The 25775-nt window shown below is 68.5% G+C and carries 26 protein-coding genes; 22 read left to right on the top strand and 4 right to left on the bottom strand.

Annotation, left to right across the window (positions count from 1 at the left end):
* The first annotated feature begins 8 nt into the window (after positions 1-8).
* The 4 genes from SNE34_RS05495 (at position 9) to hutG (ending at position 4943) form a co-directional block, all read left to right on the top strand.
* A complete protein-coding gene (locus tag SNE34_RS05495; protein WP_425604456.1) occupies positions 9-1289 on the top strand; it encodes a DUF418 domain-containing protein in 1281 nt (426 codons plus the stop codon).
* Positions 1290-1299: 10 nt separating this feature from the next.
* Entirely contained in the window at positions 1300-2571 is a 1272-nt protein-coding gene (locus tag SNE34_RS05490; protein WP_332615438.1) for an NAD(P)/FAD-dependent oxidoreductase, read from the top strand.
* Between the two features lie 78 nt (positions 2572-2649).
* Positions 2650-4008: a glutathione-disulfide reductase gene (gorA, locus tag SNE34_RS05485; protein ID WP_332615436.1), complete on the top strand. Its 1359-nt coding sequence runs from the start codon at positions 2650-2652 to the stop codon at positions 4006-4008.
* A 131-nt stretch (positions 4009-4139) separates the two neighbouring features.
* The gene (hutG, locus tag SNE34_RS05480; protein WP_332615434.1) at positions 4140-4943 is read left to right on the top strand and encodes an N-formylglutamate deformylase; all 804 of its coding nucleotides are present in this window, start codon (positions 4140-4142) and stop codon (positions 4941-4943) included.
* A gap of 159 nt (positions 4944-5102) precedes the next feature.
* Here the strand turns inward: hutG and parE are convergent, their stop codons facing one another.
* Positions 5103-7010, bottom strand: a complete 1908-nt coding sequence (parE, locus tag SNE34_RS05475) for a DNA topoisomerase IV subunit B (RefSeq protein ID WP_332615432.1) — start codon at positions 7008-7010, stop codon at positions 5103-5105.
* A gap of 243 nt (positions 7011-7253) precedes the next feature.
* Here parE and SNE34_RS05470 point away from each other — a divergent pair, with 243 nt between their 5' ends.
* The 9 genes from SNE34_RS05470 to SNE34_RS05430 all read left to right on the top strand — a co-directional run bounded on the left by SNE34_RS05470 (position 7254) and on the right by SNE34_RS05430 (position 14706).
* A complete protein-coding gene (locus SNE34_RS05470; RefSeq protein WP_332615430.1) occupies positions 7254-7592 on the top strand; it encodes a hypothetical protein in 339 nt (112 codons plus the stop codon).
* A gap of 177 nt (positions 7593-7769) precedes the next feature.
* Positions 7770-9440, top strand: coding sequence for a CTP synthase (gene pyrG, locus SNE34_RS05465; RefSeq protein ID WP_332615428.1), 1671 nt, complete (start codon positions 7770-7772; stop codon positions 9438-9440).
* The gene (gene kdsA / locus SNE34_RS05460) at positions 9437-10270 is read left to right on the top strand and encodes a 3-deoxy-8-phosphooctulonate synthase (protein WP_332615426.1); all 834 of its coding nucleotides are present in this window, start codon (positions 9437-9439) and stop codon (positions 10268-10270) included. Before pyrG ends, kdsA begins: the two co-directional genes overlap by 4 nt.
* 19 nt (positions 10271-10289) lie before the next feature.
* Positions 10290-11576 carry a phosphopyruvate hydratase gene (gene eno, locus SNE34_RS05455; protein WP_332615424.1) on the top strand — a complete coding sequence of 429 codons (1287 nt, stop codon included), beginning with the start codon at positions 10290-10292 and terminating at the stop codon, positions 11574-11576.
* A gap of 8 nt (positions 11577-11584) precedes the next feature.
* Positions 11585-11923: a cell division protein FtsB gene (gene ftsB / locus SNE34_RS05450; protein WP_332615422.1), complete on the top strand. Its 339-nt coding sequence runs from the start codon at positions 11585-11587 to the stop codon at positions 11921-11923.
* Positions 11920-12633, top strand: coding sequence for a 2-C-methyl-D-erythritol 4-phosphate cytidylyltransferase (gene ispD, locus SNE34_RS05445; RefSeq protein WP_332615420.1), 714 nt, complete (start codon positions 11920-11922; stop codon positions 12631-12633). Before ftsB ends, ispD begins: the two co-directional genes overlap by 4 nt.
* 168 nt (positions 12634-12801) lie before the next feature.
* Positions 12802-13281 carry a 2-C-methyl-D-erythritol 2,4-cyclodiphosphate synthase gene (gene ispF / locus SNE34_RS05440; protein ID WP_332615418.1) on the top strand — a complete coding sequence of 160 codons (480 nt, stop codon included), beginning with the start codon at positions 12802-12804 and terminating at the stop codon, positions 13279-13281.
* A complete protein-coding gene (gene truD, locus SNE34_RS05435) occupies positions 13278-14333 on the top strand; it encodes a tRNA pseudouridine(13) synthase TruD (protein ID WP_332615416.1) in 1056 nt (351 codons plus the stop codon). Before ispF ends, truD begins: the two co-directional genes overlap by 4 nt.
* A 148-nt stretch (positions 14334-14481) precedes the next feature.
* Complete coding sequence (locus SNE34_RS05430; RefSeq protein ID WP_332615415.1) at positions 14482-14706, top strand: hypothetical protein; 225 nt, start codon at positions 14482-14484, stop codon at positions 14704-14706.
* Between the two features lie 2 nt (positions 14707-14708).
* Here the strand turns inward: SNE34_RS05430 and SNE34_RS05425 are convergent, their stop codons facing one another.
* Positions 14709-15272, bottom strand: coding sequence for a Smr/MutS family protein (locus tag SNE34_RS05425; protein WP_332615412.1), 564 nt, complete (start codon positions 15270-15272; stop codon positions 14709-14711).
* Positions 15273-15467: 195 nt separating this feature from the next.
* Between SNE34_RS05425 and surE the strand changes: the two genes are divergently transcribed.
* From surE to SNE34_RS05405, 4 genes are read left to right on the top strand one after another with little or no spacing between them, the layout of a single operon-like run.
* Positions 15468-16274 (top strand): 5'/3'-nucleotidase SurE, encoded by an 807-nt coding sequence (gene surE / locus SNE34_RS05420; RefSeq protein WP_332615410.1) that lies wholly within the window; start codon positions 15468-15470, stop codon positions 16272-16274.
* Positions 16271-16963, top strand: coding sequence for a protein-L-isoaspartate(D-aspartate) O-methyltransferase (locus SNE34_RS05415; RefSeq protein ID WP_332615408.1), 693 nt, complete (start codon positions 16271-16273; stop codon positions 16961-16963). Before surE ends, SNE34_RS05415 begins: the two co-directional genes overlap by 4 nt.
* Before the next feature lie 5 nt (positions 16964-16968).
* Positions 16969-17646 (top strand): exopolysaccharide biosynthesis protein, encoded by a 678-nt coding sequence (locus tag SNE34_RS05410; RefSeq protein WP_332615406.1) that lies wholly within the window; start codon positions 16969-16971, stop codon positions 17644-17646.
* A gap of 2 nt (positions 17647-17648) precedes the next feature.
* On the top strand, positions 17649-18413 hold the full coding sequence (locus SNE34_RS05405; RefSeq protein WP_332615403.1) for a peptidoglycan DD-metalloendopeptidase family protein: 765 nt from the start codon (positions 17649-17651) through the stop codon (positions 18411-18413).
* A gap of 167 nt (positions 18414-18580) precedes the next feature.
* Here the strand turns inward: SNE34_RS05405 and SNE34_RS05400 are convergent, their stop codons facing one another.
* Together SNE34_RS05400 and yhbY are read right to left on the bottom strand one after the other, a co-directional pair.
* Positions 18581-18955 (bottom strand): Mth938-like domain-containing protein, encoded by a 375-nt coding sequence (locus SNE34_RS05400; RefSeq protein WP_332615401.1) that lies wholly within the window; start codon positions 18953-18955, stop codon positions 18581-18583.
* A 78-nt stretch (positions 18956-19033) separates the two neighbouring features.
* Positions 19034-19339 (bottom strand): ribosome assembly RNA-binding protein YhbY, encoded by a 306-nt coding sequence (gene yhbY / locus SNE34_RS05395; protein WP_332615399.1) that lies wholly within the window; start codon positions 19337-19339, stop codon positions 19034-19036.
* Positions 19340-19423: 84 nt separating this feature from the next.
* Between yhbY and rlmE the strand changes: the two genes are divergently transcribed.
* The 5 genes from rlmE (at position 19424) to miaA (ending at position 25686) form a co-directional block, all read left to right on the top strand.
* Positions 19424-20056 carry a 23S rRNA (uridine(2552)-2'-O)-methyltransferase RlmE gene (gene rlmE / locus SNE34_RS05390; RefSeq protein WP_332615397.1) on the top strand — a complete coding sequence of 211 codons (633 nt, stop codon included), beginning with the start codon at positions 19424-19426 and terminating at the stop codon, positions 20054-20056.
* A gap of 12 nt (positions 20057-20068) precedes the next feature.
* Positions 20069-21979 carry an ATP-dependent zinc metalloprotease FtsH gene (gene ftsH / locus SNE34_RS05385; RefSeq protein WP_332615395.1) on the top strand — a complete coding sequence of 637 codons (1911 nt, stop codon included), beginning with the start codon at positions 20069-20071 and terminating at the stop codon, positions 21977-21979.
* A 72-nt stretch (positions 21980-22051) separates the two neighbouring features.
* Positions 22052-22951, top strand: a complete 900-nt coding sequence (gene folP, locus SNE34_RS05380; RefSeq protein ID WP_332615393.1) for a dihydropteroate synthase — start codon at positions 22052-22054, stop codon at positions 22949-22951.
* A gap of 198 nt (positions 22952-23149) precedes the next feature.
* The gene (gene putP / locus SNE34_RS05375; protein ID WP_332615391.1) at positions 23150-24658 is read left to right on the top strand and encodes a sodium/proline symporter PutP; all 1509 of its coding nucleotides are present in this window, start codon (positions 23150-23152) and stop codon (positions 24656-24658) included.
* Between the two features lie 74 nt (positions 24659-24732).
* Positions 24733-25686, top strand: coding sequence for a tRNA (adenosine(37)-N6)-dimethylallyltransferase MiaA (miaA, locus tag SNE34_RS05370; protein WP_332615389.1), 954 nt, complete (start codon positions 24733-24735; stop codon positions 25684-25686).
* The last annotated feature ends 89 nt before the right edge of the window (positions 25687-25775 follow it).

Below are 25775 nucleotides of genomic sequence, written 5' to 3'. Positions count from 1 at the left end.
ACGCTGGCATGATCGGCGCCACCGGCCGGTTGGCCTGGCCTGGGGAGGCCGAGATGGGCAATACCGCGACACTGGCGCCGCTGACGTCGTCGGAGCGCCTCGACAGCCTCGACGTGCTGCGAGGCGTGGCCTTGCTCGGCATCGCCCTGATGAACGTAGAGTACTTCACCGCGCCATTGATGGACATGTCCGAGGGCATCGCGACGGGCGGGAGCGGGCTGGACCGGCTGGCCGATGCGTTCGTCTACGTGTTCGTGCGCGGCAAGTTCTGGACGCTGTTCTCGCTGCTGTTCGGGATGGGCTTCGCGGTCATGCTCGGTCGTGCCCGCGACGCCGGTCGCGACTTCGTGCCGCTATACCTGCGGCGCACGTTCGGCCTGCTGCTGTTCGGTCTGGTCCACGCATGGCTGATCTGGTCCGGCGACATCCTGGTCTCCTACGCGCTGACCGCGCTGGTACTGCTGCTGTTTTTCCGCGACACCCCGGTCGATCGGACCTGGAAGTGGGGCGCGGGCATCTGGGCCGTGCTGGTCGGCGTGATGCTTCTGGTCGGCGCGATGATGGCGATGGGCGATGGCGTCACCGATCCCAACGCCGCCGAGAGTGCGGCGACCATTGCCGCCCTGCGCGAGGCCGAGATCGCGGCGTATTCCGGCGGCAGCTACGCCGAAGCGACCGCGATGCGCCTGCGCTATTTCGTCCACGCGCTGGGCTTCAATGCGTTCCTGGTGCCGCTGGTGCTGGGCATGTTCCTGGTCGGCGGGTGGCTGGTGCGCAGCGGGGCGATGGCGCGACCGTTGGATCATCGCCAACTGTTCACGCGACTGGCCTGGATTGGTGGCCTCGGCGGCCTGGCGCTGACCGCGGCCAGCGTCGCGGTCAATGCCAACCCGGGTACCGCCGGGGAACTCCCGCCGGACGCGATGCTGGCGATGGCCCTGCACATGGCCGGCTCGCCGCTGATGGCGCTGGCCTACATCGCGATCGTGGTGCTGGCGCTGCAGCACGGCGCAGGCTGGTTGCGCGCATTGGCGCCGGCCGGGCGGATGGCGCTGACCAATTACCTGACGCAATCGGTGATCGGCACATTGGTGTTCTATGGCTACGGCCTGGGCTTGTGGGGGCAGGTGCCGCGCGCCGGGCAGGTGCTTGTCGTCGTCGTCGTGTTCGTCCTGCAACTGTTGGCCAGTCGCTGGTGGCTGGCGCGGTTCCGTTACGGGCCGCTGGAATGGTCGTGGCGCGCCTTCACCTATTGGCAGGTGCCGCCATTGCGGCGCGTCGCCCCGTAAACTGACGGCCATGGATCAACGCGAAGATGTGGTCATCGTTGGCGCCGGGGTGATCGGCCTGGCCTCGGCGCTGGCCCTGCTGCAAGCCGGACGCGGCGTGCACGTGATCGATGCCGGCCGCGTCGGCGGCGGCAGCTCGCACGGCAACTGCGGCACCATCACCCCCAGCCATGCGCCGCCACTGGCCGCGCCCGGCATGGTCGCCACCGCGCTGCGGATGATGCTGACCCCGGACGCACCGCTGTACATCCGGCCGCGGCTGGACCCGGCCCTGTGGAGTTGGCTGTGGCGGTTCGCCGGACGCTGCAACATCCGCGACTGGGAGACCAGCGCGCGGGCCAAGTCGGCCCTGTTGAACGACTCGCGCGCACGGCTGCAGGAGTGGGTCGGGCAGTACGGCCTCGATTGCGAATTCCACCTGTCTGGCGAGGACTACGTATTCCGGGACCCGCGCCGGTTTGCTCACGGCCAGCGCGAAATCGACTTGTTGCGCGAACTCGGCATCGCGGTCGAGGTGATGGACGGCGCTGCCTACGAGGCACAGGAACCGGCGATGAAGCCTGGCGTCGCCGGCGCAATCCGTTTCTCCGGCGACGCCGCGCTGCGACCGGACCGCTACGTTGCCGAACTGGCGCGGGCGGTGCGCGAGCGCGGCGGCGTGATCGTCGAGCACGATCCCCTGCAATCATTGGAAAGCCGCGCCGACGGCGTCGATGTCGGGACCGCGAAAACCCGCCTGCATGCGCGCGAGATGGTGCTGGCCTCGGGCGCCTGGTCGCCGCGGCTGGGCGCGACGATCGGCCTGCCGTGGTTGCGCCGGGCGATGCAGCCGGGCAAGGGCTACTCGATCACCTACACCGCGCCGGCGCTGGTGCCGCGACGGCCGGTGGTGTTGCGTGACCGCTCGGTCTGCGTCACCGCCTGGGGCAACGACCATGGCGCCGGTGGCTTCCGCCTCGGCAGCACGATGGAGTTCTCCGGCTTCGACGACAGCCTCAACCCGCGTCGGCTCGGCGCGCTGGAGCGCGGCGCCGCCGAATTCCTGCATCAGCCGGTCGGGCCGCAAGTGCTGGAACGCTGGTGCGGCTGGCGGCCGATGAGTTGCGACGACATCCCGATCATCGGCCGTGCACCCGGGCACGATCACCTGTGGCTGGCGACCGGCCACGGCATGATGGGCGTGGGCATGAGTACGGGCACCGGCCAGCTGGTCGCCGACCTGCTTACCGCGCGCGCCCCGGCGATCGACCCCGCGCCGTACCGGCCCGATCGTTTCGCCTGAGGGTCGCGTCAGCCCCAGCTAACGCATGGCTGACGCGGCACCGTTCATGATGGGGTCGACTACGACACGGAGCGAGCCATGCATTTCGACTTCGACCTGATCGTGATCGGCGGCGGCTCCGGCGGCCTGGCCGGGGCGTTCCGCGCCGCCGAGCACGGTGCCCGCGTCGCCCTGCTGGAGCCGGCCGACCTCGGTGGTACTTGCGTCAATGCCGGCTGCGTACCGAAGAAGGCGATGTGGCTCGCGGCCGGGGTTGGGCGGCAGCTGGCGTTCGCCCAGGCGATCGGGTTCGCCGCCCAGGATTGCGCGCTCGACTGGCCGGTGTTCATCGCCCATCGCCAGCGCTACATCGGCAACATCCACGCCAGCTACCAGCGGCGGTTGGCCGAGGCCGGGATCGCGCTGTTGCCGATGCGCGCGCGGTTGATCGACGCGCACACGGTCGAGTGCGAGGACGGCGTGCGCCTGTGCGCGCCGCGGCTGCTGGTCGCCACCGGCGGCCACCCGATCAAGCCGGAGATACCCGGCGCCGAACTGGGTGGCGTGTCCGACGATTTCTTCCACTGGACCGCGCCGCCGTCGCGGGTCGCGCTGGTCGGCGGCGGCTACATCGCCGCGGAGCTGGCGGGGGTTCTGCAGGCGCTGGGCAGCCGGGTCGAGGTGTTCGTGCGCGGGCCGCGCCTGATCGAAAGCTTCGACGCCGAACTTGCCGACCAGTTGGCCGAGGATTACCGCCAGGCCGGTGTCCACCTGCATTTCAATTGCGAAGTGGGCGCGATCGAGCGCGACGGCGAGCGGCTGCGGGTGCGCGGCAAGGGAACGACAGACGAGCATGCCGCGGACGAGCGATTCGACGCGCTGCTGTTCGCCACCGGGCGCCGTCCCAATACAGCCGGGCTCGGGTTGGACGCCGCCGGCGTGGAGACCGACAAACGCGGGCATATCGTCGTCGACGCGCGCCACGCGACCAGTGTCGACAGCATATTCGCGGTCGGCGACGTCACCACCGACCTGCCGCTGACCCCGGTCGCGATCGCCGCCGCGCGACGCTTGATGGACCGCCTGTTCGCCGACCGCGACGAACCGCTCGACCCCGACGGCATCGCCACCGTGGTGTTCAGCCATCCGCCGATCGGCAAGGTCGGGCTGACCGAGGCGAAGGCGCGCGAACTCCACGGCGACGACGTCTACACCACCCGCGCCAGCTTCCGGCCGATGCTGCACGCGCTGGCCGACTCTCCGCAGCGAAGCCTGTTCAAGCTGGTCTGCCTCGGCGAGAAGCGCCGCGTGGTCGGCATCCACCTGCTCGGCGAGGCCGCCGACGAGATCCTGCAGGGCTTCGCGGTCGCAATGAAGCGCGGCGTCACCCTGGACGACCTGCACGACACCGTCGCGATCCACCCCACCAGCGCCGAGGAAGTGGTACTGATGCGGTAAGACTGCCCGTCCAGAATCGGCGCCGGCGACGGCAATGATGCTTTTTGTAGGAGCGGCTTCAGCCGCGATCTGGAATCGGACGCGCGACCAAACATTCGATCGCGGCTGAAGCCGCTCCTACAATGGGCGGCATGGACACCTACACCCTCCACCGCGGCACCGCGCCGCTGCTGATCAGTCTCCCGCACGACGGCAGCGCGATCCCCGCCGACCTCGCCGCGCGCATGACCGAAAGCGCGCGCCGCGCGCCCGATACCGACTGGCACGTGTCGAAGCTGTACGCATTCGCCCGCGAGCTCGGCGCATCGCTGCTGGTGCCCAGTCATTCGCGCTACGTGGTCGACCTCAACCGCCCGCCCGACGACACCTCGCTGTACCCCGGGCAGAACACCACTGGCCTGTGCCCGGCGGTGCAGTTCAGCGGCGAGCCGGTGTATCGCGACGGCGAGGCGCCGGATGCCGCGGAGATCGCCGCGCGGGTCGATCGCTACTGGCGTCCGTATCACGACGCATTGCGCGGCGAACTCGACCGCCTGCATGCGCAGCACGGTCGGGCGGTGCTGTGGGAAGGCCACTCGATCCGCGGCAGCGAACTGCCGTTCCTGTTCGAGGGCCGGCTGCCCGACCTCAACCTCGGCACCGCGGCGGGCAGCAGCTGCTCGCCGGCGTTGCAATCACGGCTGGAAGCGGTGCTGGGCGGGCAGGACGACTACGACTGGGTCGCCAACGGTCGTTTCAAGGGCGGCCACATCACCCGCCATTACGGCGAACCGGCGCGCGGGATCGACGCGGTGCAACTGGAGATCAGCCAGCGCAACTACATGGACGAGGATTCGTTCGGGTACCTGCCGGACAGGGCCGAACGGTTGCAGGTCGTGCTGCGCGGTCTGCTGCAGGTCGCGTTGCCGACTGATCGAAGCTGCGCGTCATTGTAGGAGCGGCTTTAGCCGCGATCTGAACGCCGGTCGCCCGCGCCGATTCCCGATCGCGGCTAAAGCCGCTCCTACAAATGCCTGGAATGGCGCCGGGGCCGTAACGTTCCTCCGCGACGATGCATGTGCCGTCGCCACGGCCGGCAGGAGAAAATCGCCGCCCTAGACCTCCAGCGTCGCCAGATCGCCCTTCGTCTCCAGCCACGCCTTGCGATCGCCGGCGCGCTTCTTCGCCAGCAGCATGTCCATCAGCTTGCGCGTCGCCTCGCCGTCGTCGACGGTCAGCTGCACCAGCCGGCGGGTGTCAGGATGGATCGTCGACTCGCGCAGCTGCGGCGGGTTCATCTCGCCCAAGCCCTTGAAGCGGGTGACGTGGACGCTGCCGGCCGAGCCCTTCTTCTTCTCGGCCTTCTCGCGCTCGATCTTCTCCAGCAGGATCCGCTTCTCTTCCTCGTCGAGGGCGTAGAACACCTGCTTGCCGAGGTCGATGCGGAACAGCGGTGGCATCGCCACGAACACGTGGCCGGCCGCGACCAGCGACGGGAAGTGCTGCAGGAACAGCGCGGTCAGCAGGGTCGCGATGTGCAGGCCGTCCGAGTCGGCGTCGGCGAGGATGATGACCTTGCCGTAGCGCAGGCCGGCGAGGTCGTCCTTGCCCGGGTCGCAGCCGATCGCGACCGCCAGGTCGTGTACCTCCTGCGAGGCCAGCACGCTGCCGGAAGCGACCTCCCAGGTATTCAGGATCTTGCCGCGCAAAGGCAGGATCGCCTGGAAATCCTTGTCGCGGGCCTGCTTGGCACTGCCACCGGCCGAGTCGCCCTCGACCAGGAACAGCTCGGTGCGCGACAGGTCCTGGCTGCTGCAGTCGGCGAGCTTGCCGGGCAGGGCGGGGCCTTGGGTGACCTTCTTGCGGGTGACCTGCTTCTCGGTCTTGAGCCGCGCGCTGGCGCGGTCGATCGCCAGCTGGGCGATCTTCTCGCCAAGCTCGACGTGCTGGTTGAGCCACAGCGAGAAAGCATCATGCGCGGCGCCCTCGACCATGCCGGCAGCCTGGCGCGAACTCAGCCGCTCCTTGGTCTGGCCGCTGAACTGCGGGTCGGTCATCTTCAGCGACAGCACGAACGACACCCGGTCCCAGACGTCCTCCGGCGCCAGCTTGACCCCGCGCGGCAGCAGGCTGCGGAAATCGCAGAACTCGCGCAGCGCATCGGTGAAGCCGGTGCGCAGGCCGTTGACGTGGGTGCCGTGCTGGGCGGTCGGGATCAGGTTGACATAGCTCTCCTGCACCAGCTCGCCATCGGGCACCCAGGCCACCGCCCAGTCGACCACCTCGGTGTCCTTGGTCAGCTGGCCGACGAACAGCTCCGGCGGCAGCAGCTCGCGGTCGACCAGCTCGCCGCGCAGGTAGTCGCGCAGGCCGTCCTCGTAGTGCCACTCGATCTTCTCGCCACTGGCGACGTCGTGCAGCTTGACGGTCAGCCCCGGGCACAGCACCGCCTTGGCCCGCAGCAGGTGCTTCAGCGAGCGCAGGTTGAACTTGGCGGTGTCGAAGTATTTCGGGTCCGGCCAGAACCGCAGCCGGGTGCCGGTGTTCTTCCTGCCGACGCTGCCGACCACGTCCAGCTCGGAGCTGCGGTCGCCGTTGCGGAACTCCATCCGGTACTCGTTGCCGTCGCGCTTGATGAACAACTCGACCCGGGTCGACAGCGCGTTGACCACGCTGACGCCGACGCCGTGCAGGCCGCCGGAGAAGGTGTAGTTCTTGCCGCTGAACTTACCGCCGGCATGCAGCCGGGTCAGGATCAGCTCGACCCCGGGGATGCCTTCCTCCGGGTGGATGTCGACCGGCATGCCGCGGCCGTCGTCGGACACCTCGCAGCTGCCGTCGGCGTGCAGGGTCACCTCGATGCTGCGGGCGTGACCGCCGAGCGCCTCGTCGACCGAGTTGTCGATCACCTCCTGCGCCAAATGGTTCGGCCGGGTGGTGTCGGTGTACATGCCCGGGCGGCGCTTGACCGGGTCCAGCCCGGACAGGACTTCGATATCGGCGGCGTTGTAGCGATTGTTCATCGAGGTGCTTCTGGACCTGGCAGGCGGTTGGAACGTGCGGCGAGGATGGCGACGGCGCGGAGAGCGGTCAAGCGCGGCAAGGCGGCCGAACGACTGTGACCGCGGCGTTAAGTTCCCGTTCGTTCAGTGGCGAGCATGGGTCCGGTCGCTAGGGTCGGCCCCGGTTGTCCAGCGCTCCCCTGTGCCCGGACGGCCCTTTGCAGGATTTGGAATCCCCCTTCAAGTTTCAGGAGACATACCACCATGAATACTCGCAAGCTCATGCTGCCGACCCTGGTTGCCGCCCTGATCGCCGCTCCGGCCGCGTTCGCCCAGAGCACCAACGCCAATGCCCAGGCCGAGGCCGCGCAGGCGACCAGCGCCCAGGCCCAGCTCAGCGACCAGGCTTCCGACACCGCGGCTGCCGTGACCAGCGCGGCCGGCGCCGGCACCGATACCGCGGCCGCCGCGACCGACACCAACGTCAACGCTGCGGCGAACGCCAACCTCGGCACCGCGGCCGATGCCGAGGTCGAGGCTGATGTCGACGCCGATGCCGAGGTCGACGGTGAGATCGAGCCGGAAGAAGAAGACGGCAACTAAGCCGGTCCTGACCTGATCGCAACATCGATCCAGAAGCGCCCCGGTTCGCCGGGGCGTTTTTTTTTTGTGGCGGCCACCACCCACGGCATCGCCAAGTCAAGCAGTCGCGGCCCGGGCGCCCAGCCGCTAAACTACGGCTTTCCAGCGGCAGTGAATCGCATGACACCCCCCCGTCCCATGACCCCGCTCGTCTTCGTCACCGGCGGCGTGGTGTCCTCGCTCGGCAAGGGCATCGCCGCGGCCTCGCTGGCGGCCATCCTCGAGGCGCGAGGCCTGCGCGTGACGATGATGAAGCTCGATCCCTACATCAACGTCGATCCGGGCACGATGAGCCCGTTCCAGCACGGCGAGGTCTACGTCACCGACGACGGCGCCGAGACCGACCTCGACCTGGGTCATTACGAACGCTACGTCCGCACCCGCCTGAGCCGCAAGAACTCGGTCACCACCGGCCGCATCTACGACAACGTGATCCGCAAGGAGCGCCGCGGCGACTACCTCGGCGGCACCGTGCAGGTGATCCCGCACGTCACCGACGAGATCAAGCGCGCGATCTTCGAGGCCACCGAGGGCTTCGACGTCGGCCTGGTCGAGATCGGCGGCACCGTCGGCGACATCGAGTCGCTGCCGTTCCTGGAGGCGATCCGCCAGATTCGCACCGAGCGAGGCCCCGACAAGGCGCTGTTCATGCACCTCACCCTGGTGCCGTGGATCGCCGCCGCCGGCGAGCTCAAGACCAAGCCGACCCAGCATTCGGTCAAGGAATTGCGCTCGATCGGCATCCAGCCCGACATCCTGCTGTGCCGCTCCGAGCAGCCGCTGCCCGATTCGGAGCGCCGCAAGATCGCGCTGTTCACCAACGTCTCCGAGCGCGCGGTGATCAACGCGGTCGACCTCGACAACATCTACAAGATGCCGCAGCGCTTCCACGACCAGGGTCTCGACGACCTGATCATCGAGCGGCTGAGGCTGGAAACCGGCCCGGCCGACCTGACCGAGTGGAACGCGGTGTTGGACGCGACCGAGAACCCGGTCGACGAGGTCACGATTGGCGTTGTCGGCAAGTACGTCGATCACCAGGACGCCTACAAATCGGTCGGCGAGGCGCTCAAGCACGGCGGCCTGCGCCAGCGCACCCGGGTCAAGCTGAAGTGGCTGGAATCGACCGACGTCGAGACCCTCGGCGGCAAGGCGCTGGAAGGCGTCGACGGCATCCTGGTGCCGGGCGGCTTCGGCGACCGCGGCTTCGAGGGCAAGGTCGAGACCGCCCGCTACGCCCGCGAGAACGGCATCCCGTATTTCGGCATCTGCTACGGCATGCAGGCCGCGGTGGTTGACGCCGCCCGCCACCTGGCCGGGCTGGAAGGTGCCAACAGCACCGAGAACGACAAGGCCAGCCCGCACCCGGTGATCGGCCTGATCACCGAATGGCGCACGGCCTCGGGCGACCTGGAGCGCCGGAGCGAGGAAAGCGACCTCGGCGGCACCATGCGCCTCGGCCTGCAGGACCAGCGGATCAAGCCCGGCACCCTGGCCCACGCGATGTACGGCAAGGACGTGGTCGGCGAGCGCCACCGCCACCGCTACGAGTTCAATAACCGCTACCGGACCCAGCTCGAGGACGCCGGCCTGGTGATCAGCGCCAAGTCGATGGACGACCTGCTGGTGGAGATGGTCGAGCTGCCGCGCGACAAGCATCCGTGGTTCCTGGCCTGCCAGGCCCATCCCGAGTTCCTGTCCACCCCGCGTGACGGCCACCCGCTGTTCGTCGGCTTCATCCGCGCCGCGCGCGAATACAAAGCCAACGAAGGCCAGGCCGGCGGCTTGTTGAAAGAGGCGAATGCATGAAGCTCTGCGGATTCGACATCGGTCTCGACCAGCCGTTCTTCCTGATTGCCGGCCCCTGCGTGATCGAGTCGATGCAGTTGCAGCTCGACACCGCCGGCACCCTCAAGGAGATCACCGACGAGCTCGGCATCCCCTTCATCTTCAAGTCCAGCTTCGACAAGGCCAACCGCACCTCGGTGTCGGGCTTCCGCGGCCCGGGGATCGAGGAGGGGTTGAAGGTGCTGGCCGAGGTCAAGAAACAGCTCGGCGTGCCGGTACTGACCGACGTCCACGAGTACACCCCGATGGACGAGGTCGCCAGCGTCGTCGACGTGCTGCAGACCCCGGCATTCCTGTGCCGGCAGACCGACTTCATCCAGAAGGTCGCCAGCGCCGGCAAGCCGGTCAACGTCAAGAAGGGCCAGTTCCTGTCGCCGTGGGAGATGAAGCACGTCGCCGACAAGGCGCTGGCGACCGGCAACCGCGACATCATGGTCTGCGAGCGTGGCGCCAGCTTCGGCTACAACAACCTGGTCAGCGACATGCGCAGCCTCGCGGTGATGCGCGACACCGGCTGCCCGGTGGTGTTCGATGCGACCCATAGCGTGCAGCTGCCCGGCGGCGCCGGCGGCAAGAGCGGCGGCCAGCGCGAGTTCGTGCCGGTGCTGTCGCGCGCGGCGATGGCGGTCGGCATTTCCGGCATCTTCATGGAAACGCACCCCAGGCCCGAAGAGGCGCTGTCGGACGGTCCCAACGCCTGGCCGCTGCCGAAGATGCGCGCGCTGCTCGAAACGCTGATGGCGATCGACGCCGTCACCAAGCGCAACGGCTTCCTCGAATCCCAATCCTGAGAACTGCAAAGAACCCGACATGACGACCATCGCCAAAGTCTACGCCCGCGAGATCCTCGACAGCCGCGGCAACCCGACCCTGGAAGCCGAAATCACGCTCAGTGATGGCAGCTTCGGCCGCGCGATGGTGCCGTCGGGCGCGTCCACTGGCTCCAAGGAGGCGGTCGAGCTGCGCGATGGCGACAAGACCCGCTACCTCGGCAAGGGCGTGCGCAACGCGGTCGACAACGTCAACACCACCATCGCCAAGGCCATCGCCGGCATGGATGCGGCCGACCAGGCCGGCATCGACAAGCGCCTGATCGACCTCGACGGCACCGAGAACAAGGGCCGGCTCGGCGCCAATGCGCTGCTGGGAGTCTCGATGGCCAATGCCCATGCGATGGCCGCGTCGCTGAAACTGCCGCTGTGGCAGCACCTCGCCGGTGACCGTCAACCGGTGCTGCCGGTGCCGATGATGAACATCATCAACGGCGGTGCACACGCCGACAACAACGTCGACCTGCAGGAGTTCATGATCCTGCCGACCGGCTTCGACACGTTCTCGGAAAGCCTGCGTGCCGGCACCGAGGTGTTCCACGCGCTCAAGTCGGTGCTCAAGGGCCGCGGCCTGAGCACCGCGGTCGGCGACGAGGGCGGGTTCGCCCCGGATCTGCGCAGCAACGAGGAAGCGCTGGAGACCATCCTGGAGGCGATCGGCAAGGCCGGTTACCACGCCGGCGAGGACATCCTGCTCGGCCTCGACGTGGCCAGCAGCGAGTTCTTCGACAACGGCAAGTACAACCTCACCGGCGAGGGCAAGCGACTGACCAGCGAGCAGTTCGTCGAGTTTCTTGCCAACTGGTGCGACCAGTATCCGATCATCACGATCGAGGACGGCATGGACGAGGGCGACTGGGACGGCTGGAAACAGCTGACCGCCCGGCTCGGCAACAAGGTGCAGCTGGTCGGCGACGACCTGTTCGTGACCAACCCGAAGATCTTCCAGCAGGGCATCGACCAGCAGGTCGCCAACGCGATCCTGATCAAGGTCAACCAGATCGGCACCCTGACCGAAACGCTGGAAGCGATCGCGATGGCCGACCGCGCCGGTTATGCGGCGGTGGTCTCGCACCGCTCCGGCGAAACCGAGGACACCACCATCGCCGACATTTCGGTGGCGACCAGCGCGACCCAGATCAAGACCGGCTCGCTGTCGCGCAGCGACCGCATCGCCAAGTACAACCAGCTGCTGCGGATCGAGGAACAGTTGGGCCGCGCTGCGCGCTACGCCGGCCGCGATGCGTTCGTCTCGCTGAAGCGCTGACCGCAACCATGCCGCGTCGCTGGCTCAGCGTGCTGTTGGTGCTGCTGGTCGCCATGCTGGCGTTCCTGCAGTACCGGCTGTGGCTGGGCGAGGGCGGCCGGCGCTCGGTCGCGGTGCTGGCCGAGCGCGTCGACCAGCAGACCCGCGAGAACGAGGGTTTGCAGCAGCGCAACGACGCGCTCGCCGCCGAGGTCGAAGACCTCAAGTCCGGCGAGGCCGCGGTCGAGGAACGCGCGCGCAGCGAACTTGGCATGATCAAGCCCGGCGAGACGTTCTATCGGGTGGTGGAGCCGGAAGGCAGCGCACCGCCGCCAGCGCCGGCCGACGGCGACCGCGAGGCGCCGTGACCGCGCCGACCATCTGGGCGGTGATCCCGGCGGCCGGTCGCGGCACTCGCTTCGGCGGCGACATCCCCAAGCAATACCTGGAGGTGGCTGGCCAACCATTGATCGCGTATGCGCTCGACGCGTTGCTGGCACACCCGCGGGTCGCCGGGGCGATGGTCGCGCTGGCCGCAAACGACCAGCGCTGGCCGGGCTGGACCGAACTGCACGGCAAGCCGGTGCTGCGCTGCGTCGGCGGTGGCGAGCGTGCCGATTCGGTACTCGCCGCGCTGCAGGCGTTGCCGGCCGACGTCGGCGGCGACGCGCTGGTGCTGGTCCACGACGCCGCGCGGCCGAACCTGCAGCGCGGCGACCTCGATCGCCTGATCGAGGCCGCGACCGGTGAAGCCGACGGCGCGATCCTCGCCGCGCCGGTCCGCGACACCCTCAAGCGCGCCGACGGCGGCGACCGCATCATGGCCACCGAGCCGCGTGAACACCTGTGGCGCGCGCTGACCCCACAGGCATTCCGCCGCGGCGCTTTGTCTGATGCCCTGCGTCGGGCGCAATCCGACGGAATCGTGGTCACCGACGAGGCGATGGCGATGGAGCGCGCAGGCGCCCATCCACGACTGGTCGAGGGCCGCGAGGACAACCTCAAGGTCACCACCGCGGCCGATCTCGCCCTCGCGGACTACCTGCTCTCCCATCGGCGCCGTGTAGGAGCGACGTAAGTCGCGACCCACTGACCGTGCAACCGCACTGCGTTGAACGCGCGGCATCGATCGCACGATCGTGAGTTCGATGTGGACCGGTCGTCGGTGGAGCAAATATCTGTCAGTGGGTCGCGACTCACGTCGCTCCTACAATGGCCCGACCTCTGCCACAACGATTGGACCACCATGAACATCCGCATCGGCCAAGGCTACGACGTCCATGCGTTCGGCGACGGCGACCACGTCGTCCTCGGGGGCGTGCGCGTGCCGCACGACCGCGGCGTCGTCGCCCACTCCGACGGCGACGTGGTGATCCACGCCTTGTGCGACGCAATCCTCGGGGCCTTGGCCTTGGGCGATATCGGCCGGCACTTCCCGCCGTCCGACCCGCAGTGGAAGGATGCCGACAGTCGCGCGTTCCTGCGCCACTGTCGGGCGCTCGCGGACCAGCGCGGCTGGCGCCTGGGCAACGCCGACGTCACCGTCATCTGCGAGCAACCCAAGGTCGGCCCACACGCGCAGGCAATGCGCGAATTGTTGGCGGCGGATCTCGGGGTTGCCGTCGATGCGGTCAGCATCAAGGCCACCACCAGCGAGAAACTGGGCTTCACCGGTCGTGGCGAAGGCATCGCGGCGATGGCGGTATGCCTGATGCTCGGCGCATGAACCTTCCGGCCCCAACCTTGCCGCGCGCACATGGCGCACCGGTGTTACTGGCACGGATTCGCACCACGCCGGAGGATTTCCGGGTCGAAGAGCTGCCCGGCTTCGAACCCAGTGGCAGTGGCGAACACCTGCTACTGACCATCGAAAAGCGCGGCATCAACACCGCGTTCGCCGCCCGGCGCATCGCCGAATGGGCCGGGGTCGGCGAAATGGCGATCGGCTATGCCGGCCTCAAGGACCGCCATGCGGTCACCCGCCAGCGCTTCAGCGTGCATCTGCCGAAGAAGGTCGCGCCGGACCTGTCGCTGCTCGACAGCGAGGATGGCGACGAGCGCCTGCGCGTGGTCGACCACGCCTGGCATTCGCGCAAGCTGCCGCGCGGCGCGTTGGCTGGCAATCGTTTCGTACTGGTGCTGCGGGAAGTGCAGGGCGAGCGCAAGGCGATCGAATCGCGGTTGCGCATGATCGGCGAACGTGGGGTGCCAAATTACTTCGGCGAGCAGCGCTTCGGTCGCGGCGGCGACAACCTCGGTGCGGCACTTTCGATGTTCGCCGGTCGGCGGGTCGGCCGGGAACAGCGCGGCATGCTGCTGTCGGCCGCACGCTCGGAATTGTTCAACCGGGTGCTGGGCCAGCGGGTTGCGGCCGGCAACTGGGACGCCAACGGCGGGGACGGCACGCTCGACGGTGAGGTCTGGATGCTCGATGGCAGTCGCAGCGTGTTCGGCCCCGAGCCATTCACCGAGACCCTTGCGCAGCGCCTGGCAAGCTTCGATATCCACCCCACCGGACCGCTTTGGGGGCGCGGCGGGTTGCGCAGTTCGACCGCGGTCCAGGCGCTCGAACTGGCGGCTCTGGCCGACGACGAATCCGCACGTTTGCGTGCTGGCCTCGAGGCGGCCGGGCTGAAGCAGGAGCGCCGCTCGCTGCGGTTGCGACCCGCGGACCTGGCCTGGAGCTGGTTGGCGGATGACGTGCTCGAGCTGGCGTTTGCGTTGCCGGCAGGGACTTACGCCACCGTGGTCCTGGCAGAGCTTGGCACGATTGCCTGAAAGCTCGGGCGGCCGCCGTACGTCGGAAACTGCCGGCCGGCACTGGCCGCGCCGGACCAGTGGCGTATACCGGGTCTTGCCCGTTCCCATCGGGCGCGGGGCGCGCTTGCGGCCTCGCAGCAGACCACTGTCTCCGCGGAGGTCGATCATGAACAGGTTGTCGCGGGTCGTTGTCGTGACGTTGTCGGTCGCCAGTGCAGCCGCCTGCGCCAGCATGGACGAACAGTCGGCGCGGATCTCGCCGCAACCGGCCGCCATCGATACGGATTCCGCTTACATGAGCCGGGTCGAACAGATCGCGCGTCGACGCGGCATCGAGGTCGTTTGGATCAATCCGCCCGGCACCGACGAACCCTTCGCCACCGAGGAATAACGTCAGCGCCGTTTCGGTGGCGCCAGCAGCACGAGCACCGCGCCGGTACCGCCCTGGGCCGGTGGTGCAGAGTGGTACGCCAGCACGCTCGCGCGCTGGCGGAGCATGCGGTCGACCAGGTTCTTGAGCACCGGCGCGCCGCTGCTGCCGACGTCGGCGCTGCCATGCCGGCCCTTGCCGTGGATGACCCGGACACAGCCGCTGCCATGCCGGGCCGCATCTCCCAGGAACGCGCGCAACAGCGCTTCGGCGGTCCTGGAGTCGGCGCCGTGCAGGTCGAGCTCCTCTTCGGCGGCGATCTCGCCGCGGCGCAGTCGCTGGTAGATCGCGACCGGCAGCCGTTCGTCGCGATGGGCGAGTACGTCGCCGGACTCCAGCAGGCTGGCGTCGAGGGCGTGGCGGAACTCCTCGCGGGCATTCGCCTCGTCCATTTCGGCCATGCGCGCACGTGGTTTCGGCTTCGGCGCGGCGGGCGGCGAAGGCTGTTCCGGAAGCTTGCGCACGGCACCGATCGCGGCACGGAACAGTGCCGCGTCGTCATCGTCGTCGTCGTGTGGCTCGCTCATCATCCGATCCCGCCGTCCATCGCCAAAGCCTAGCGCGATGCGACGACAGCGCAACTCCGCGGCGCATGCCGTGATTCGAGACCGTGGGCGGCTGAGTGGGTCGGCGCCTTCGGCTATCATGGCCGCATCATTGGGGCGGGTCGTCCGTCCTGTCTGTTCTCGGCCGTCCGGCCGCATTTTTCGCCAAGGGAGTCCATGCGAGTTCTGGTCAGTAACGACGACGGCGTCGACGCTCCCGGCATCCGGATCCTCGCCGACGGACTGCGCGCCGCCGGCCATGACGTGCTGGTGGTCGCTCCCGACCGCGACCGTTCCGGCGCCAGCAACTCGCTGACCCTCGACATGCCGGTGCGGGTGGTGCGGCAGGACGAGCGCAGCTGGCGCGTGTTCGGCACTCCGACCGACTGCGTCCACGTCGCTATTACCGGGATGCTCGAGGACGAGCCCGACATCGTGGTCAGCGGCATCAACAACACCGCCAACCTGGGTGACGACGTGATCTATTCGGGCACGGTCGCCGCGGCGATGGAAGGCCGCTTCCTCGGCCTGCCGTCGGTCGCGGTATCGCTGGTGACCGCCGACCACATCGGCCGCCATTACGAGACCGCGGCGCGCGCCGCCGCCGAGATCATCGCCCGCCTCAGGACCGATCCGCTGCCGGCCGACACCATGCTCAACGTCAACGTGCCGGACTTGCCGTGGGACGAGATCGCCGGTTTCGAAGTGACCCGGCTGGGCAACCGCCATCGCGCCGAGGCCTGCGTGCCGCAGACCGACCCGCGCGGACGCCAGTGGTGGTGGATCGGCGCCGCCGGGCCGGAGCAGGATGCCGGCGCCGGCACCGACTTCCATGCCGTGCGCAGTGGCCATATCTCGATCACCCCGATCCAGGTCGACCTGACCCGCTACCAGGCGCTGGAGCAGGTGGCCAGTTGGGTCGGTGGACTCGCCGACTCGCTGAGTCGCCCGGATCCGGCCTCGGCCGCGGAGCCGGTCCGATGAGCCTGCGGATGCGCTTGCAACCCGAGGCGCTCGGTTCGGGCATGACCTCGCAACGGGTGCGCGATCGCCTGGTCGAACGGCTGCGTGCGGGCACCCACGAAGGTGGCGGGATCCGCGACGAGCGCGTGCTCAACGCGATCCGCACGGTGCCGCGACACCTGTTCGTCGACGAGGCGCTGGCCACCCGCGCCTACGAGGACACGGCGCTGCCGATCGGCCACGGTCAGACCATCTCGCAACCGTGGGTGGTGGCGAAGATGACCGAAACACTGCTGCAGACCCGGCCGTCCAAGGTGCTGGAAATCGGTACCGGATCGGGCTACCAGGCGGCGGTGCTGGCCGCGCTCGGGCTGGAGGTGCATACGGTCGAGCGCATCGGCGAGTTGCTGCGCACCGCGCGCAAGCGCTTCCGCCAGCTCGGCCTGAACATCCGCAGCAAGCACGACGACGGCCGCATCGGCTGGCCCGAGAACGGCCCGTTCGACGCGATCCTGGTCACTGCGGCGGCGCCGGCGCTGGTCGAGGCACTTACTGCACAACTCGCCCCAGGCGGCAGCCTGGTCGCACCCGTCGGCCCGGCCTCGTCGCAGTCGCTGCTGCGGCTGAGCAAGGATGCCGACGGCTGCATCAGCCAGCAGGACCTCGGTCCGGTGGTGTTCGTGCCGTTGCTGTCGGGCATGATCGATTGAACGGCATGACGGGTCCGGGCGAACGCGAACCCATCGGCCGCGATCCGGGGCATCGCGATCCCGCGCGCGGTTCGCTTCGCGAACAACTGGCGGCGATCATCCACGACCTGCCCGAAGACAAGCTCACCCTGGGTGAATTGCTCGACGTGTTCGGCGACGAAGGCATGTTGCTGCTGACCATGTTGCTGACCCTGGTGTTCCTGATCCCGGTGTCGATCCCCGGTGTCAGCACCGTATTCGGCGCGGCGATCCTGCTGGTCGGCATCAGCCGCCTGCTCGACCGGCCGTTGTGGCTGCCGGCCCGGCTCATGGCCAAGGCGCTGCCCGCCGACAAGCTGCGTCCCGGCCTGGCCGGCGGCATGGTGTGGGTGCGGCGGCTGGAGAAGATCAGCCGGCCGCACCGGCTGCGCGTGTTCGTCGACGGGCGCGCGCAGGACCTGGTCAACAACCTCGCCTTCATCCTTGCCGCGCTGCTGCTGATGGCGCCGTTCGGATTCGTTCCGTTCAGCAATACGCTGCCGGCGCTGGCGTTGCTGTTTTACGCTGTCGGCCTGATCCAGCGCGACGGCGGGGCGATGTTGCTTGGTCACGTGGCGAACATCGGCACGATCATCTATTTCGGCGTACTGATCGGCGGCGGCGGCGTCGCGGTGCGCGAACTGTTCCAGTGGCTTTCAAGGTGAGCATGATCAGGACCACGAGTACGACCTCGATCTTTGCGGGCAAGGCCATCTTCCGCCTGTTTGCCGTCGCCGGCCTGGCGCTCGCGCTGGCCGCGTGTTCCAGCACGGTGACACGCGAAGGCGGCTCCACCGCCAGGCCGGGCGCCACCACCGTGGTCCAGCGTGGCGACAACCTGTACCGGATCGCGACCGAAAACGGCATCGCGCTGCGCGACCTGGCGGCCTGGAACGGAATCGCGCCGCCCTACACGATCTATCCGGGCCAGCGGCTGCGCCTGTATCCGGGCAGCCAGTCGCCGCGCGCGTCGACCGGCAACGCCACGCGTCCATCGCCGCCGCGCAGCACCGCGCTCCCGGCATCGACCCCGGCGCCGAGCGCGCCGCCGGTCAACAGTGGCGTGGCCTGGCGCTGGCCGGTCGACGGCCAGCTGCTGAGCCGCTTCGAGGCCGGCGAGCCGACCAAGCAGGGCATCGACATCGCCGGCACTGGCGGCGCGCCGGTGCGTGCTTCAGGCGACGGCACCGTGGTGTACTCGGGGTCGGGACTGGTCGGTTACGGCGAGTTGATCATCATCAAGCACAACGAGCATTGGCTGTCGGCCTACGGCCACAACCGCAACCGGCTGGTCAACGAGGGCGCCGTGGTCAAGGCCGGCCAGCAGATCGCCGAGCTCGGCCGCACCGGCGCCGCCCGCGACATGCTGCATTTCGAGATCCGTTACAACGGCAAGCCGGTCGACCCGCTGAAGTACCTGCCGCAGAAGTAAGCGGCGGGTGCTGTAGGACCGACGTAAGTCGCGACCCTCTGACCTTTCGACCTGCCGCGGGTCAACGCGCAGCTGCGATCGCACGGTTGTGGACCCTTGGCCGGCGGCACACACCTGCAATCCCTTGTCAGTGGGCCGCGACTACGTCGCTCCTACGAAAGCAGCGCCTAGCCCGGCAGGACGAACCCGGCCGCCACCCGTCGGCCCTCGCCGGCGAGGACGTTGAACGTGCGTGCGGCGGCGTCGTTGCTCATCACCTCGATGCCGATGCCACGTCCCATGCAGGCCGCCATCACCGCCGGCGGCGGGAACACCTGGCCGGCGCCGCTGCCGAGCAGCAGCACTTCGGGCTGCAGGGCCAGCAACGGTTCCAGGTCAGCGGGGGCGAGGGCTCGGGCATCGGTCACCGGCCAGTCCTCGACCAGCCGGTCGGGCGCGATCACGAAACTGCGTTGCAGCACGCGATCATTGACCCGCGCCGCCACGCCATCGGCACCGCGCAGGAAGAATTCGTGGTCGGGTTGTTCGAGCGTGAGTTGCATGGGCACATGCTAGCAAGCAGCCAGCCGGCAAGCGGGGGCTGGCGCTGCGGGGCGGCGAAGGCCGGCCGGCGGGCGGACTCAGGCCCGCGGCAACACGATCTGGCGCTTGTCCGTGCTTGGCCGATAGATCACAGCGGTGTGTCCGATCCGCTGGACCACCGCGGCCTCGGTCCGTTCAGCCAGTTCCCCGATCATCGCGTCGCGCGCTTCCCGGTCGGTCGCTGCGACCTTGACCTTGATCAATTCGTGATGCTCCAGCGCCAGGTCGATCTCGGCGACCAGGGCGTCGGTGATGCCCTTGCCACCGACCTGCAGCATCGCTTTGAGGTCGTGCGCCTGGCCGCGCAGGAAACGGGTCTGGGCGGAGGTCAGGACGGTCGGCATCGGGGCACGCGATCAAGGGAGGACAGGCAGCGCAGGGTATCATGGCGGCCCCGTCTCCCCGCGCCGCCGGTCCTCGTCTCCCTCATGGCCACCCGCAGCAAAAGCAGCCAGCGCTGGCTCAAGGAACACCATTCCGACCCCTTCGTGAAGAAGGCGCGGGCGGAAGGCCTGCGCTCGCGCGCGGCCTACAAGCTGGAGGAACTGGTCGAACGCGACCGCCTGCTCAAGCCGGGGATGGTGGTGGTCGACCTCGGCGCCGCCCCCGGGGGCTGGTCGCAGTGGGTCCGGCAGGAGCTCGGCGCGAGCGGCCGGGTGGTCGCGCTGGACATCCTCGACATGCCCGCCTTGGCCGGGGTCGAGTTCCTTCATGGCGATTTCAGGGAAGATGCGGTCTTATCGCAGCTGGAACAGACCCTCGGCGGCAAGCCGGTGGACCTTGTGCTGTCGGATATGGCCCCCAATAAGAGCGGTGTGGACGCGGTCGACATGCCGCGGGCGCTGTACCTGGCTGAACTGGCGATGGATTTCGCCGACCGCCACCTGCGTGTCGATGGTACGTTCCTGATCAAGCTGTTCCAGGGCGTGGGCTTCGACGATTACGTGCGCGACCTGCGGCGGCGCTATGCCAAGGTCTCGATCCGCAAACCGGCGGCCTCGCGCAAGCGATCGCCGGAGGTATACGCGCTGGCCCAGGGCAAGCGTGCCGAAATCAAATGAATTGAGAAACAAATGAACGATCTGGCCAAGAATCTGCTGCTCTGGGTAATCGTCGCCGTCGTGCTGATGGTGGTGTTCCAGGCGTTCGGGCCGCGTACCGCGGGCGGTGGCGGCAGCACCGAGCCGCTGGCCTACAGCCAGTTCGTCGAGCAGGTCCAGGCTGACGCCATCGAGAGCGTCAAGATCGGCGAGGATCGCACCACGATCACCGGCAAGCGCAAGAATGGTGAAACCTTCACCACCTACAAGCCGGAAGACAAGGACCTCATCACCGACCTGCTGCAGCACGACGTCGCGATCACGCAGACGCCGCCGGGCGGGCCGTCGTTCTGGTCGCTGCTGCTCAACTTCCTGCCGATCATCCTGATCATCGCGTTCTGGATCTTCGTCATGCGGCAGATGCAGCAGGGCGGCAGCAAGGGCGCGATGAGCTTCGGCAAGTCGCGCGCCAAGATGCAGGGCGAGGATCAGGTCAAGGTCACCTTGGCCGATGTTGCCGGTTGCGACGAGGCGAAAGAAGAAGTCGGCGAGCTGGTCGAGTTCCTGCGCGACCCGGGCCGCTTCCAGAAGCTTGGCGGCAAGATCCCGCGCGGCGTGCTGATGGTCGGCCCGCCGGGCACCGGCAAGACCCTGCTGGCGCGTGCGATCGCCGGCGAGGCCAAGGTGCCGTTCTTCAGCATCTCCGGTTCCGACTTCGTCGAGATGTTCGTCGGCGTCGGCGCCTCGCGCGTGCGTGACATGTTCGACCAGGCCAAGAAGCAGGCGCCGTGCATCATCTTCATCGACGAGATCGACGCGGTCGGCCGCCATCGCGGTGCCGGCCTCGGCGGTGGCCATGACGAGCGCGAGCAGACCCTAAACCAGTTGCTGGTCGAGATGGACGGCTTCGAGGGCGGCGAGGGCGTCATTGTCATTGCCGCGACCAACCGTCCCGACGTGCTCGATCCCGCGTTGCTGCGCCCGGGCCGCTTCGACCGCCAGGTCGTGGTCGGCCTGCCCGACGTTCGCGGCCGCGAGCAGATCCTGCGCGTGCATATGCGCAAGGTGCCGCTGTCGGACGACGTCGAGCCGATGACGATCGCCCGTGGCACCCCCGGTTTCAGTGGCGCCGACCTGGCCAACCTGGTCAACGAGGCCGCGTTGTTCGCCGCGCGCGAGAACGCCAAGGACGTGCGCATGGAGCACTTCGACAAGGCCCGCGACAAGATCATGATGGGCACCGAGAACCGCTCGATGGCGATGAGCGAGGACGAGAAGAAGCTCACCGCCTACCACGAGGCCGGCCACGCGATCGTCGGCCGCGTCGTGCCCGAGCACGACCCGGTCTACAAGGTCACGATCATTCCGCGCGGTCGCGCGCTGGGTGTGACCATGTACCTGCCCGAGGGCGACAAGTACAGCTACAACCGCACCGCGATCCAGTCGCAGTTGTGCTCGCTGTACGGCGGTCGCGTCGCCGAGGAGCTGATCTTCGGCAACGACAAGGTCACCACCGGTGCCAGCAACGACATCGAGCGGGCGACCAAGATGGCGCGCAACATGGTCACCAAGTGGGGCCTGAGCGACGAGATGGGTCCGATCGCCTACAGCGAGGAGGACGACGAGGTGTTCCTCGGCCGTTCGGTCACCCAGCACAAGAGCGTGTCGGACGACACCGCGCGCAAGATCGACGAGGTCGTGCGCGGCATCCTGGACAAGGCCTACAACCGCACCACCGAGATCCTCAAGGGCAACCTCGACAAGCTGCACGCCATGGCGGAGGCGTTGTTGCAGTACGAGACCATCGACGCCAAGCAGATCGACGCGATCATGGAAGGCCGCGACCCGGGTCCACCGGCGGACTGGATCAAGTCGGGCAAGACCTCCAAGGACGACCGCGGTGGCAGCGCCGGCGCGATCGGCGGGCCGGCGGCGCAGACCTGACGTCGCGCCGCGCTTGTCAGCGGTGAATCGAAAGGCCAGAGTCCGCTCTGGCCTTTTTTATTGAGCAGCGCGATGTTCGACACCGCCCCGACCCTGGACTGCAACGGCCGCGCGCTGGTGCTCGATCGCCCGCGGGTGATGGGCATCGTCAACGTCACCCCGGACTCGTTCTCCGACGGCGGTGCCCACGACACCCTGCAGGCCGCGGTCGCGCACGGCCTGCGGCTGGCGGGCGAGGGCGCCGACATCCTCGACATCGGTGGCGAGTCGACCCGTCCGGGCGCGGCCGACGTGCCGGTCGAGGAGGAGTTGCGCCGGGTGATTCCGGTGATCGAACGGCTGGCCAGCGAGACCGCGCTGCCGATCAGCATCGACACCTCCAAGCCCGAGGTCATGCGTGCCGCGATTGCCGCCGGCGCTGGCATGATCAACGACGTCTACGGCTTGCGCCGCGACGGCGCGCTCGACGCCGCCGCCGCGCTCGGCGTGCCGGTGGTGCTGATGCACATGCAGGGCGAGCCGCGCGACATGCAGGCGCAGCCGCGCTACGACGACGTGGTCTCGGAAGTGTTCCGCTTCCTCGCCGAGCGCATCTTCGCCGCCGAGATGTCCGGGATCGACAAGAAGCGCATCGTGGTCGACCCGGGCTTCGGTTTCGGCAAGACTCTCGACCACAACCTCGCGCTGCTGGCGCAGTTGCACCGTTTCGATGAACTCGGGGTGCCGCTGCTGGCGGGGCTGTCGCGCAAAAAGTCGATCGGTGAGTTGACCGGTCGCGACGACCCGCGCGAACGCGTGCACGGTTCGGTCGCCGCGCACCTGGTCGCGGCCCAGCGCGGCGCGCGGCTGCTGCGAGTGCATGACGTCGCCGCGACCGTCGACGCGCTCAAGGTGTGGAATGCGGTGGCGGCGCAGCCGATGCCCAAGCCACGAACCTCCGCGCCGACGATCCGCTGGCCCGACGAGGACTGACTGGCTGGCGAAGAATTCGCCACGGTAACCGGAAGGCCGGCGGGGCGGGGCCATCGGAAGTTGTCCACAGCTTGAGCCGACCCGTTGTCCACAGCGACTGTGAATAACCCGGGCTGAATCGAAGGCGCAGGTGCGTTAGGCTGGCCCATTCGCGGGTCGCCCGGCGGCCCCATTCGCAATACGGGGAGTTTCTTGCCTATGACCGCCAGCACGCCGCTACTTGTCACGTTCGGGATCTACCTGGGCGTGGTCGTCCTGATCGGATTCATCGCGTGGAAATCAACCAAGGATTTCGACGACTACATCCTCGGTGGCCGCTCGCTCGGCCCCTGGGTGGTGGCGCTCGCCGCCGGTGCGTCCGACATGAGCGGCTGGCTGCTGATGGGCCTGCCCGGCGCGATGTACGTCGGCGGCCTGTCCGAGAGCTGGATCGCGATCGGCCTGATCCTCGGCGCCTACGCCAACTGGCGCTGGGTGGCCGGGCCGTTGCGCATCTACACCGAACGCGCGGGTGACTCGCTGACCATCCCCGACTACTTCACCAACCGCTTCGCCGACCACGACCGCCTGCTGCGGGTGCTGTCGGCGATCGTGATCCTGGTGTTCTTCGCGGTGTATTGCGCCTCCGGCGTCGTTGCCGGGGCGCGATTGTTCGAGAGCGTGTTCGGCCTGCCGTACGAGCAAGCGCTGTGGTGGGGCGCGGCCGCGACCATCATCTACACCCTGGTCGGCGGCTTCCTCGCCGTCAGCTGGACCGACACCCTGCAGGCCGGCCTGATGTTCTTCGCGTTGCTGCTGGCGCCGAGCATCATCCTGATGAACAACGGCGGCTTCGAGGCCACCGTCGACGTGGTCCGCGCCTTCGACGCGAGCCGGCTCGACTGGTTCGACGGCGGTGCCCTGGGCCTGGTCGGCGTGGTGTCCGCGCTCGCGTGGGGCCTGGGTTACTTCGGCCAGCCGCACATCCTCGCGCGCTTCATGGCTGCCGACAGCGTCAAGAGCATCCCGGCGGCGCGCCGGATCGGCATGACCTGGATGATCCTGTGCCTGGTCGGCTCGCTCGGCGTGGGCTTCTTCGGCATCGCCTACTTCGCCAACAACCCGGGCCAGGCCGGCCCGGTCGACGCCAACTCCGAGCGTGTGTTCATCGAACTGGCGAGCCTGCTGTTCAACCCGTGGGTGGCGGGCGTGCTGCTGTCGGCGATCCTCGCCGCGGTGATGAGCACGCTGTCGTGCCAACTGCTGGTGTGCGCCAGCGTCATGACCGAGGACTTCTACCGCGGCTTCCTGCGCAAGGCCGCGAGCCAGCGCGAGCTGGTCTGGGCCGGCCGCGCGTCGGTGGCACTGATCGCGCTGGTGGCGCTGTGGCTGGCGCGCGATCCCGACAGCCGCGTGCTCGGGCTGGTCAGCTACGCCTGGGCCGGGTTCGGCGCCGCGTTCGGGCCGGTGGTGCTGCTGTCGCTGTTCTGGCAGCGCATGACCCGCAACGGCGCGCTGGCCGGCATCGTGCTTGGCGCAGCGACCGTGATCGCGTGGAAGCTGGTCGCGGTCGACCAGTTCGGCTCGGCGCTGTATGAAATCGTGCCGGGCTTCATCGTCGCCACCCTCGGCATCATCATCGTCAGCCGTCTCGGCCGCGAGCCGCCGCAGGACATCCAGGTACTGCACCAGCAGGTGCGTCAGAGCCTACGCGAAACCGGTTATTGATCGCCGGCAGCGCGTTGCCCTACGGGGCGGCGCGCTGCACCCATCCGCGGATCCCCGCTCACCAAAGCTCGGCCATGAACGACACGCGTCCGCTGGCGATCGCACTGATGGGGCCGACCGCCTCGGGCAAGACCGCGCTCGCGCTCGACTGGGCGCAACGTCTCGGCGGCGAGATCGTCAGTGTCGACTCGGCGCTGGTCTACCGCGGCCTCGACATCGGCGCTGCAAAACCCGACGCGGCCGAGCTGGCGCTGGTACCGCACCACCTCGTCGACATTCGCGAGCCGTGGCAGCCGTACTCGGCGGCCGCATTCGCGCTCGATGCCCGCGTGGCATTGGACGACATCGCCGCGCGCGGCAAGTTGCCGATCCTCGCCGGCGGCACCGGCCTGTATTTCCAGGCGTTGCTGCATGGCCTGTCGTCGATGCCGGGGGCCGACCCGGCGACGCGCGCACAACTGGCCGCCGAGGCCGAGACTCGCGGCTGGGCCACGTTGCACGCCGAACTGTCCGCGATCGATCCCGCATCCGGCGCCCGCATCCACGCCACCGACGTCCAGCGGATCCAGCGCGCACTCGAGGTCCATCGGTTGTCGGGTCGCACCATCACCGGTTGGCGTTCCGACCCGCCGCCACCGCGGTTGCCATTCAAGGTACTCAAGCTGGTGCTGGCGCCGCCGGACCGGGCGGTGCTGCACGAGCGCATCGAACGCCGTTTCGACCTGATGCTGGAGGCCGGCTTCCTCGACGAGGTCCGACGGCTGCGCGCGCTGCCGCAACTGCAGGCCCATCCCGATCCGCTGGAACTGCCGGCGCTGCGTGCGGTCGGCTACCGCCAGGCCTGGCAGCACCTCGACGGCGCCACCGACGCCGCCGAATTTCGCGCCCAGAGCATCTGGGCCACCCGGCAACTGGCCAAGCGCCAGTTCACCTGGCTGCGCGGCGAGCTGGACGCGCGGTGGTTCGACCCGTTGACCGAACGCGCGGGTCTGGAAACCGCGCTGTCGATGTTCCTGCCACGCGCCTAATCCGTCGACCCGGTCACGTCTCGCCACGGCCACCCGCAATGGGCCGCGAACAAACCGCCGCACGGCGCCAGTTGCGCTACCATCGCGGC

The organism is Novilysobacter erysipheiresistens (assembly GCF_036663935.1).
GTDB classification, from domain to species: Bacteria; Pseudomonadota; Gammaproteobacteria; order Xanthomonadales; family Xanthomonadaceae; genus Novilysobacter; species Novilysobacter erysipheiresistens.
Note: the sequence above shows the minus strand (reverse complement) of the source record. Positions and strands in the feature narration are given on the sequence as shown.

Excerpts from the sequence above, each read along its gene's own strand:
- yhbY (WP_332615399.1), bottom strand. The coding sequence starts at position 19,339 with ATGCCGACCGTCCTGACCTCCGCCCAGACCCGTTTCCTGCGCGGCCAG.
- ispF (WP_332615418.1), top strand. The coding sequence starts at position 12,802 with ATGAACATCCGCATCGGCCAAGGCTACGACGTCCATGCGTTCGGCGAC.
- parE (WP_332615432.1), bottom strand. The coding sequence starts at position 7,010 with ATGAACAATCGCTACAACGCCGCCGATATCGAAGTCCTGTCCGGGCTG.
- pyrG (WP_332615428.1), top strand. The coding sequence starts at position 7,770 with ATGACCCCGCTCGTCTTCGTCACCGGCGGCGTGGTGTCCTCGCTCGGC.
- SNE34_RS05415 (WP_332615408.1), top strand. The coding sequence starts at position 16,271 with ATGAGCCTGCGGATGCGCTTGCAACCCGAGGCGCTCGGTTCGGGCATG.
- ftsB (WP_332615422.1), top strand. The coding sequence starts at position 11,585 with ATGCCGCGTCGCTGGCTCAGCGTGCTGTTGGTGCTGCTGGTCGCCATG.
- SNE34_RS05490 (WP_332615438.1), top strand. The coding sequence starts at position 1,300 with ATGGATCAACGCGAAGATGTGGTCATCGTTGGCGCCGGGGTGATCGGC.
- kdsA (WP_332615426.1), top strand. The coding sequence starts at position 9,437 with ATGAAGCTCTGCGGATTCGACATCGGTCTCGACCAGCCGTTCTTCCTG.
- putP (WP_332615391.1), top strand. The coding sequence starts at position 23,150 with ATGACCGCCAGCACGCCGCTACTTGTCACGTTCGGGATCTACCTGGGC.
- miaA (WP_332615389.1), top strand. The coding sequence starts at position 24,733 with ATGAACGACACGCGTCCGCTGGCGATCGCACTGATGGGGCCGACCGCC.
- folP (WP_332615393.1), top strand. The coding sequence starts at position 22,052 with ATGTTCGACACCGCCCCGACCCTGGACTGCAACGGCCGCGCGCTGGTG.
- rlmE (WP_332615397.1), top strand. The coding sequence starts at position 19,424 with ATGGCCACCCGCAGCAAAAGCAGCCAGCGCTGGCTCAAGGAACACCAT.
- SNE34_RS05430 (WP_332615415.1), top strand. The coding sequence starts at position 14,482 with ATGAACAGGTTGTCGCGGGTCGTTGTCGTGACGTTGTCGGTCGCCAGT.
- SNE34_RS05425 (WP_332615412.1), bottom strand. The coding sequence starts at position 15,272 with ATGAGCGAGCCACACGACGACGACGATGACGACGCGGCACTGTTCCGT.
- SNE34_RS05410 (WP_332615406.1), top strand. The coding sequence starts at position 16,969 with ATGACGGGTCCGGGCGAACGCGAACCCATCGGCCGCGATCCGGGGCAT.
- ftsH (WP_332615395.1), top strand. The coding sequence starts at position 20,069 with ATGAACGATCTGGCCAAGAATCTGCTGCTCTGGGTAATCGTCGCCGTC.
- gorA (WP_332615436.1), top strand. The coding sequence starts at position 2,650 with ATGCATTTCGACTTCGACCTGATCGTGATCGGCGGCGGCTCCGGCGGC.
- SNE34_RS05470 (WP_332615430.1), top strand. The coding sequence starts at position 7,254 with ATGAATACTCGCAAGCTCATGCTGCCGACCCTGGTTGCCGCCCTGATC.
- eno (WP_332615424.1), top strand. The coding sequence starts at position 10,290 with ATGACGACCATCGCCAAAGTCTACGCCCGCGAGATCCTCGACAGCCGC.
- hutG (WP_332615434.1), top strand. The coding sequence starts at position 4,140 with ATGGACACCTACACCCTCCACCGCGGCACCGCGCCGCTGCTGATCAGT.
- SNE34_RS05495 (WP_425604456.1), top strand. The coding sequence starts at position 9 with ATGATCGGCGCCACCGGCCGGTTGGCCTGGCCTGGGGAGGCCGAGATG.
- surE (WP_332615410.1), top strand. The coding sequence starts at position 15,468 with ATGCGAGTTCTGGTCAGTAACGACGACGGCGTCGACGCTCCCGGCATC.
- SNE34_RS05405 (WP_332615403.1), top strand. The coding sequence starts at position 17,649 with ATGATCAGGACCACGAGTACGACCTCGATCTTTGCGGGCAAGGCCATC.
- truD (WP_332615416.1), top strand. The coding sequence starts at position 13,278 with ATGAACCTTCCGGCCCCAACCTTGCCGCGCGCACATGGCGCACCGGTG.
- SNE34_RS05400 (WP_332615401.1), bottom strand. The coding sequence starts at position 18,955 with ATGCAACTCACGCTCGAACAACCCGACCACGAATTCTTCCTGCGCGGT.